This is a genomic window from Gordonia sp. UBA5067, from assembly GCF_002414845.1.
In the GTDB taxonomy this organism is placed as follows: domain Bacteria; phylum Actinomycetota; class Actinomycetes; order Mycobacteriales; family Mycobacteriaceae; genus Gordonia; species Gordonia defluvii.
This window is the reverse complement of record NZ_DIAX01000017.1, coordinates 3,318-3,942: the sequence shown is the minus strand read 5'-3', so window position 1 is coordinate 3,942 and position 625 is coordinate 3,318. Positions and strand designations below refer to the sequence as shown.

1 protein-coding gene is annotated in these 625 nt (G+C 74.1%); it reads left to right on the top strand.

All coding sequences use genetic code 11. From position 1 onward, the window contains the following. Positions 1 to 95 precede the first annotated feature (95 nt). Positions 96 to 625 (top strand): ATP-grasp domain-containing protein (locus B4M62_RS02635; RefSeq protein ID WP_290704759.1); only part of this gene is annotated, 530 nt, incomplete at its 3' end.

The following is a 625-nucleotide window of genomic DNA, read 5'->3' as shown; positions in this document are numbered from 1 at the left end:
CGAGCCGGCCGGCGATCCGCGCCGCGCTCCACGAATGGCGGGCGCGGCAGACCCAGTCCGTCCTCGATCACCCCGACCCACGGGAGGGCAGCTAGATGATCCGCGTCGGCATCATCGGCGGTGGCCAGCTCGGCCGCATGCTGGCGCTGGCCGGCTACCCGCTCGGCCTGCGCTTCCGCTTCCTCGACCCCTCGCCGGACGCGCCGGTCGCCGACCTCGGCGAGCTGATTGTCGGCGCCTACGACGACCCCGACGCCCTCGCCCGCTTCGCCGAGGGGCTGGATGTCGTCACCTATGAGTTCGAGAACGTGCCGGCCCACGTCGCGCGCGCGCTGGAGCGCCAGGTCCCGGTCTACCCGCCGCCGGCCGCGCTCGATGTCGCCCAGGACCGCCTGTCGGAGAAGACGTTCTTCAACGCGCTCGGCATCCCGACCCCGCGCTACGTCGCCGTCGACGACCGGGCCGGGCTGGACGCCGCCGTCGCCGAGCTGGGACTGCCGGCCGTGCTGAAGACGCGGCGCGAGGGGTACGACGGCAAAGGTCAGGCCATCCTCCGCGACGCCGCCGACCTCGACGCCGCCTGGCAGACGCTCGGCGGCCGGCCGCTGATCCTGGAGGCGTTCGT